The organism is Polaromonas sp., from assembly GCF_029945895.1.
Classification (GTDB): Bacteria; Pseudomonadota; Gammaproteobacteria; order Burkholderiales; family Burkholderiaceae_C; genus Polaromonas.
This window is the reverse complement of sequence record NZ_JAQSDL010000116.1, coordinates 1-7,163: the sequence shown is the minus strand read 5'-3', so window position 1 is coordinate 7,163 and position 7,163 is coordinate 1. Positions and strand designations below refer to the sequence as shown.

At 66.3% G+C, this 7,163-nt stretch carries 7 protein-coding genes and 1 pseudogene; 1 reads left to right on the top strand and 7 read right to left on the bottom strand.

Annotated features, from left to right (window positions below; genetic code table 11):
• The coding region (locus PSV33_RS18790) for a DMT family transporter (RefSeq protein WP_300564135.1) at nucleotides 1-642 on the bottom strand (642 nt) is incomplete at its 3' end.
• 52 nt (nucleotides 643-694) lie between these two features.
• A complete protein-coding gene (gene lplT / locus PSV33_RS18785; RefSeq protein WP_300564137.1) occupies nucleotides 695-1,975 on the bottom strand; it encodes a lysophospholipid transporter LplT in 1,281 nt (426 codons plus the stop codon).
• A gap of 192 nt (nucleotides 1,976-2,167) precedes the next feature.
• Here lplT and alr point away from each other — a divergent pair, with 192 nt between their 5' ends.
• Nucleotides 2,168-3,262, top strand: coding sequence for an alanine racemase (gene alr / locus PSV33_RS18780; protein WP_300564134.1), 1,095 nt, complete (start codon nucleotides 2,168-2,170; stop codon nucleotides 3,260-3,262).
• A gap of 24 nt (nucleotides 3,263-3,286) precedes the next feature.
• Here alr and PSV33_RS18775 read toward each other — a convergent pair whose 3' ends face one another.
• The 5 genes and pseudogenes from PSV33_RS18775 to PSV33_RS18755 all read right to left on the bottom strand — a co-directional run.
• Nucleotides 3,287-4,189 carry a DMT family transporter gene (locus tag PSV33_RS18775; protein WP_300564132.1) on the bottom strand — a complete coding sequence of 301 codons (903 nt, stop codon included), beginning with the start codon at nucleotides 4,187-4,189 and terminating at the stop codon, nucleotides 3,287-3,289.
• Complete coding sequence (locus tag PSV33_RS18770; protein WP_300564130.1) at nucleotides 4,186-5,181, bottom strand: 2-dehydropantoate 2-reductase; 996 nt, start codon at nucleotides 5,179-5,181, stop codon at nucleotides 4,186-4,188. Before PSV33_RS18770 ends, PSV33_RS18775 begins: the two co-directional genes overlap by 4 nt.
• Before the next feature lie 38 nt (nucleotides 5,182-5,219).
• On the bottom strand, nucleotides 5,220-5,990 hold the full coding sequence (locus tag PSV33_RS18765) for a class II aldolase/adducin family protein (protein ID WP_300564128.1): 771 nt from the start codon (nucleotides 5,988-5,990) through the stop codon (nucleotides 5,220-5,222).
• Between the two features lie 12 nt (nucleotides 5,991-6,002).
• On the bottom strand, nucleotides 6,003-6,836 hold the full coding sequence (locus PSV33_RS18760; protein ID WP_300564126.1) for an aldolase/citrate lyase family protein: 834 nt from the start codon (nucleotides 6,834-6,836) through the stop codon (nucleotides 6,003-6,005).
• 9 nt (nucleotides 6,837-6,845) lie between these two features.
• Nucleotides 6,846-7,163: pseudogene (locus PSV33_RS18755) on the bottom strand (2-oxo-hepta-3-ene-1,7-dioic acid hydratase); the annotation flags it as partial.

Below are 7,163 nucleotides of genomic sequence, written 5' to 3'. Positions count from 1 at the left end.
CCACGAGGTGCTCCAGACCGGCGCCGGCACGATGTGCCAGGCCATGCCCAGCAAGGCAGTGGCGGTGGCCATGAGGCCGCCGCCGCCAAACATCGCCATCATGCGTGATTCGCTTGGCGTATGCGCCAGCCGGCGCAGCAGCACGTTGGTGGCGGCAAAACTGAAGCCGCCCATCAGGGCGAGCCAGTCGGCCGCACTGTGCGGCACCGGCCAGGGCGAGCCGGGCGACTTCAGCACGATCAGCACACCCGCCATCGCCAGCACCAGGCGCAGCAGCGAAGCGCGGGTGGGCGTTTCCCCCAGCAGGCCCCAGGCCAGCAGAACGGACCACGCCGGCATCAGGTAAAACAGCAGCACCACCCGCACCACGTCCCCGACGGTCACCGCCCAATTGAAGCCGACGTTGGTCAGCCCTGCGGCGACGGCCAGCCACCAGAGCTGCGGGTGCTGCGCGAAGTTGCGCCAGCCGCCGGGCCGCCATGCCCAGATGCAGGCCAGCGAGAAGAAGTAAATCAGCGCCGTGGACCAGAGAGGGTGCAGCCCCTGCGACTGCAGCTCCCGAAACGGCCACCAGGACACGCCCCAGACCAAGGCGTTGAAGACCAGCGCGAATGCGGCCAGCACGGTGCCACGGCGATTCACGGCGTCTGACTCCCGGGCAGCACGGCAAGGCCGCCCGTCCATGCCTGCTGCATCAGTGCAATTTGTCGCTGCGCGCGATGTTCATCAGATGATCGATCTGCTCTTTGTATTTGATGCAGTTGCTTTTGTGCCATCGCTGGATCAGCCACATGAAGCCGGCCACGACCACACCAAAGGCGGTGATCGCGCCGAAGGCCGACAGGCCCATGCCGGTGGACAGGCTGTAGCCGGCACCCAGCGCCAGAATGCAGGCCTGCTCGTTGAAATTCTGCACGGCGATGGAGCGGCCGGCACCCATCAGGTTATGGCCGCGGTGCTGCAGCAGCGCGTTCATCGGCACCACCAGGAAGCCGCCCAGGCCGCCCAGCAGGATCAGGAAGGGCGCGGCCACCCAGACGTTGGTGATGAAATTCATCAGGATCACCAGCAAGCCCATCGCAATGCCCAGCGGCATCACGCTGGTGGCGTGCTCCAGCCGCATGCGCATGGACGCCAGGATGGCGCCGGCGGCGGTGCCGATGGCCACCACACCCACCAGCGAGGACGCCTGCGTGGTGCTGTAGCCCAGGGCTGCCGCGCTCCAGGCCAGCACGATGTAGCGCAGGTTGCCCGACACGCCCCAGAACAGCGTGGTGGTTGCCAGCGAGATCTGGCCCAGCTTGTCGCGCCACAGCGCCGAGTTGCAGTTCCAGAAGTCGGGCAGCAGCTCGAGCTTGTTGCGCGGCATCGGACGCATCTCCACGCCGGTCAGCGGAATCCGCGTGTTGAACCAGGCGGCGATCGCATACAGGACGATCAGCGCGCAGATGGCGGCCTCGGGGGGGGTGTCAATGCCGGTGTTGATGACGGGAAAGTCGAAGGACAGCAGCAAGTGCGACGCCGAACGGCCGACCAGCTGGCCGCCGAGCAGCACCCCGAGGATGATGGAGGCAATCGTCAGGCCTTCGATCCAGCCGTTGGCTTTGACCAGCTGCGAGGCCGGCAGCAACTCGGTGAGGATGCCGTATTTGGCCGGGGAGTAGGCGGCAGCGCCCAGGCCCACAATCGCGTAGGCCATCAACGGGTGCGTGCCGAACAGCATCATCAGGCAGCCCACCACCTTGATGGCATTGCTGATGAACATGACCTTGCCCTTGGGCTGCGCATCGGCAAAAGCGCCGACAAACGGGGCCAGCACCACGTAAAACAGCGCAAACATCGGCACCAGGGCGGCCGGTTGCCATTTGGGCGCACCGCTCGTTCTGAGCAGCTCCACGGCGGCGACGAACAGCGCGTTATCAGCCAGCGAGCTGAAAAACTGGGCTGCCATGATGGTGTAAAAACCGCGCTTCAGCTTCATTGAACGGTGTTGGGCACTGGGGCGAATGCATCAGGCAGTCTGATGCCGCGCGATATATGTGAATGTCTCCTGACGATCAAGGTTTATAGCACGCGGCAGGATGGCAGAATCGACAAATAGGTCTTGACAGGCTTGCGTTAACCCTTGCCCCGTCCTGTTTGCCACCACCACGAGCCATTGTCCGACATGCCCCGCCCCATTCTCGCCACTGTTCATCCCGCCGCCCTCAGCCACAACCTGGCGCGTGCCCGCGCTGCTGCGCCGGACGCCCGGGTCTGGGCCGTCGTCAAGGCCAACGCCTACGGCCACGGCATCGAGCGCGTGTTTGATGCGCTGCGCAGCGCCGACGGTTTTGCGCTGCTTGACCTGGCCGAGGCCCAGCGTCTGCGTGCGCTGGACTGGCGTGGCCCCATCCTGCTGCTGGAGGGTTGTTTTGATGCGCGCGACCTCGAGCTGTGTTCACGCCTGGGCCTGTGGCACACCATTCATTGCGACGAGCAGATTGACATGCTCGCCGCCCACAAGACCCAGGTGCCGCACCGCGTCTTCCTCAAGATGAACTCGGGCATGAACCGCCTGGGCTTCACGCCCGAGCGTTACCGCGCGGCCTGGACGCGGCTCAACGCCCTGCCGCAGGTGGAGGAAATTTCACTGATGACCCATTTCAGCGACGCCGACGGCCCGCGCGGGATAACCCACCAGCTGCAGGTCTTCGAAGCGGTCACGCATGACCTGCCCGGCGAACGCACGCTGAGCAACAGCGCGGCCGCCCTGCGCCATGGTGCGCTTGTCGGAGAAAAGTCCGACTGGGTGCGGCCCGGCATCGCGGTGTACGGCAGCTCGCCCGATTTCCCCGAACACAGCGCCGCCGACTGGGGCCTGCTGCCGACCCTGACGCTGGCCTCGAAAATCATCGGTGTGCAGCACCTGGTGGCAGGCGACACGGTGGGTTACGGCTCCAGCTTCACGGCCGACGGCCCGCTGCGCATCGGTGTCGTGGCCTGCGGTTATGCCGACGGTTATCCCCGCCACTGCACGACAGGCACGCCGGTGCTGGTTAACGGTGTGCGCACACGCATGGTGGGCCGCGTCAGCATGGACATGATCACGGTGGACCTGACGCCTGTGCCCGATGCGCGCATGGGGTCGGACGTGACCTTGTGGGGGCGGTCGTCGGGTGGCGCGGTGCTGTCGATCGACGAGATTGCAGCGGCAGCGGGCACGGTGGGTTATGAGCTGATGTGTGCCGTGGCAGCGCGCGTGCCGTTTCAGGTCGAATGAGCTGGCAGCGCGCTGAGCCGGTGCTCAGCGCTTGCGCAATCCCAGCACCATCACCGCACCGACCACCAGCAGGGCGCCCGCCACCTGCACCGGCGCAATCGCCTGGCCCAGAATCAGCCAGGCCAGCACCAGCGCAAACACCGGTTCCACATTCATGATGGCCGAGTTGCCGACCACGCCCAGCTTGGGCAACACGGTGAACATGATGGTGAAGGCCGTGCCGTACAGAAAGGTGAGCGCCGCCAGGCCCCACCAGCCGGTGGCCGCCTGCGGCAAATGAAAGCCGCCCTGCACGGCCACACCCGCCAGTGCAAACAGGCCGACCATGCTCATGGTGGTCAACGTGCGCACGCGGCCATCCACATCGCCGGCCTCGTGCTGGGTCAGCACCAGCGCCACGCCGAAGGTGGCCGCCGCCGCCAGTGCAAAGGCCACGCCGGTGCCGATGCGGCCCCATTGCCCGGCCGCGCCCAGGCCCGAAGCGGCGCCCAGCACGTCGAGCGCCAGCGCCAGCCCGATCAGGATCACCGGCATGGCCAGCAGCAGGGCGCGTTCGGGCGAGCGGCGGTACAACACCCAGTCCCACAGCGCGGTCCAGATCGGGTAGGTGTTGAAAGCCAGCAGGGCCAGCGCCACTGGCAGCCGTGCCACGGCCGAATACAGGCACAGGCTCTGCACCGCGATCAGCAGGCCGATGACCGGCAGGATGCGTTTGTTGCGTGCGGTGAAGCGCAGCGGCACACGCTGGATGGCCAGCAGGGCCGCCACCGCCAGGGCGGTGACCACGCTGCGGAAAGCCACGGCCGTGGCCACGTCCACGCCGTTGTTGAAGGCCAGACGCGCCGCCACATGGTTGGCGCCCATCATCAGGGCGATCAGCAGCAGGGTGGCAAAGGCGGTGCCGCTCAGGGCGCGGCCGGTGGTCATGTGTACAGCCCGTGAACACGGGCGTGCAGCCGGGCCAGGCCGAGCAGCGCGTCGGTGAAGGGGGTGGGAACCTGCGTCAGCTCGCCCAGTTCCTTCACCACGCTGACCAGGGCGTCGAGCTCGACCGCCTTGCCGGCTTCCACGTCCTGCAGCATGGAGGTCTTGAAGGCGCCGAGCTTGAGCGTCACCGCATGCCGGTCTTCCGGCTGCTGGTCAATCGGGATGCCGATGCGGGCGCCAATCTCTTTGGCTTCGAGCATGATTTTCGAGATGAAGTCGCGCACCAGCGGGTCGCCGAGAATGCGATCGGTGGTGGCGCCGGTGAAGGCGCTGATCGGGTTCACCGTCATGTTTCCCCAGAGTTTGTACCAGGCGTCTTTCTGGATCTGCGCCGACACGCTGGCCGCAAAACCGGCGCGCACCAGCAACCCTGCCAGCGCCTGCACGCGTTCGCTCTGCTGGCCCGAAGGTTCACCGATGATGAGCCCGTTGCCAAAATGGTGGCGAATCACGCCGGGCGCATCGACCGAGCAGCTGGCATGCACGACGCAGCCGATGATGGTCGCCGCAGGAATGGCTGCGGCGATCTCGCCGGTCGCATCCACCGCCTTCAGTGTCGTACCGGCGTAGGGGCCGCCAAAACCCTGGAAGAACCACCAGGGCACACCGTTCATGGCGGTCAGCACGAGCGTGTCGGGGCCGATCAGCGGTGCGATCTGGCGCGCCACGTCGAGCAGCGCCGGCGCCTTCACCGCGATGACCACGAGGTCCTGGACGCCCAGCGCGACCGGGTCGGCGCTGGCCTGCACGGGCGCGGAACGTATGTCCGTCCCGGACGCCACGCGCAGGCCGTGGCTGTTCAGCGCGTCCAGCGTCGCGCCGCGGGCTACCACGCTGACGCTGCAACCTGCCGCCGCGAGTCCGGCGCCCAGCCAGCCACCGATGGCACCGGCGCCGTAGATACACGCTTTGTTGATTGTTTTGTGAGTCATTTTTGCTTCCAGCCCTTTGCTGACGGGCGCAAGGCGCTCTAGTTTTGATAGCTGTTGTCGATCCGGTCGACCTGCCGCACCAGTGCGTCAAAAACATCCTGGCCGGCCCCGAAGGCGGGCTGGAACTGCAGCGCGTCGCGCGTGGATTTTTGTGCCACGGCTTGCGTCACTGGTATCGCCGGCCCCATGCTGAAGGTGGCCAGCTGGATTTCGCAGGCGCGCTGCAGTGTCCACAAAATGGCAAAGGCCTGCGGCAGGGTGTGGCCCCAGGTCAGCAGGCCGTGGTTGCGCAGGATCACCGCCTGCCGCGTGCCGATGTTGTTGACCAGGCGCGGGCCTTCCTCGGCGTGGATGGTGATGCCTTCGAAGTCGTGGTAGGCCACCTTGTCGTGCAACTGGGCGGTGTAGAAGTTGGTCTGCTGCAGGCCGCCCTGCAGGCAGGCGACCGCCACGCCGGCGGTGGTGTGGGTGTGCATCACGCAGTGCGCATCGGGCAGACCGTCGTGAATCGCCGCATGCACGGTGAAGCCGGCCGGATTGACCCGGTGCGTCGAGCCGTCGAGCACCTTGCCTTGCAGATCAATCTTCACCAGGTTGGAGGCGGTGACTTCGCTGTAGTGCAGGCCGAAAGGGTTGATCAGAAATTGCTTCTGGTCGCCAGTGACGCTGCCCGGCAGCCGCACCGTGATGTGGTTGTAGATCATCTCGGTCCAGCCGAGCATGGCGAACACGCGGTAACAGGCAGCCAGCTCGACGCGGGCTTTCCATTCGTCCGGGTGTATCCCGGGTTTTTGCAGGACGGCGTTCATGGCGGTCTCCAGTCAATAGGTTTTGCTAGCCGGCGCGGGTGCGGCCGCTGTCTTGAAAGCGGCGGCGAGTGCGCTGGTGGCCCGTACCAGCAGGTGGGTATCCAGCCCCACGGCCACAAAGGTGGCGCCCAGGGCCAGGTAGGTGCGTGCCGTGGCTTCGTCGGGGGTCAGGATGCCTGCGGCTTTACCCGCCTTGTTGATGCGCAGGATGGCGTCGGCAATCGCCGCCTGCACCGCGGGGTGGGCCGGGTTGCCCACATGGCCCATGGACGCCGACAGGTCGGCCGGGCCGATGAAGACACCGTCCACACCGTCCACCGCGGCAATGGCGTCCAGGTTGTCCAGCGCGGTCTGCGTCTCGGCCTGCACCAGCAGGCAGACCTGTGCATTGGCTTCATGCGCGTACTGCGGATAGCGCCCCCAGCGCGAAGCGCGGGCGCCGCCCATGCCGCGTATGCCGCCTGTGTCCTTGCCCTGCGCATCGACTTGCGGATAACGCGAGGCGCGTACCAGCGCGGCGGCCTGCGCGGGCGTGTCCACCATGGGCACCAGCAGGGTCAACACGCCGATGTCCAGGTACTGCTTGATCAGGGCTTCGCCCACATGGCCGTGGCCCATGGGGACACGCGCAATCGCGTGTGAGGCCGGGTAACCAGCCATCACCTGCAGCTGAGCCAGGATGCTGTTGATGTCGTTCGGCGCATGTTCGCCGTCGATCAGCAGCCAGTCAAAACCGGCGCCGGCGCAGATTTCAGTGCTGTAAGGGCTGGCCAGGCCCAGCCAGAGGCCGATCTGCGGACGTTTTTCGATCAGGGCCTGCTTGAAGGTGTTGACGGGTGTTTGCATGGGGTATTTTCAAATAAAGTGAAATTCAAAACGACCGAGGGGTCCGTAGTCGGCGTCGAAGCGGTCGCCGGCTTTCGCGGCGACCGGCCGGGTGAAGGAGCCGGCCAGTACCACCTCGCCGGCTTGCAGGCATTCGCCCCAGGCGCCAAGTTTCATCGCCAGCCATGCGACGCCGATCGCCGGGTGGCCCTGCACGCCCGCGGCCAGGCCGGTTTCCTCGACCACGCCATTCTGGCGCAGGATGGCGCCCACCCACGGCAGGTCGATGTCTCGTGGCGACACCTTGCGGCCGCCCAGCACGATGCCGGCGTTGGCGGCGTTGTCGCT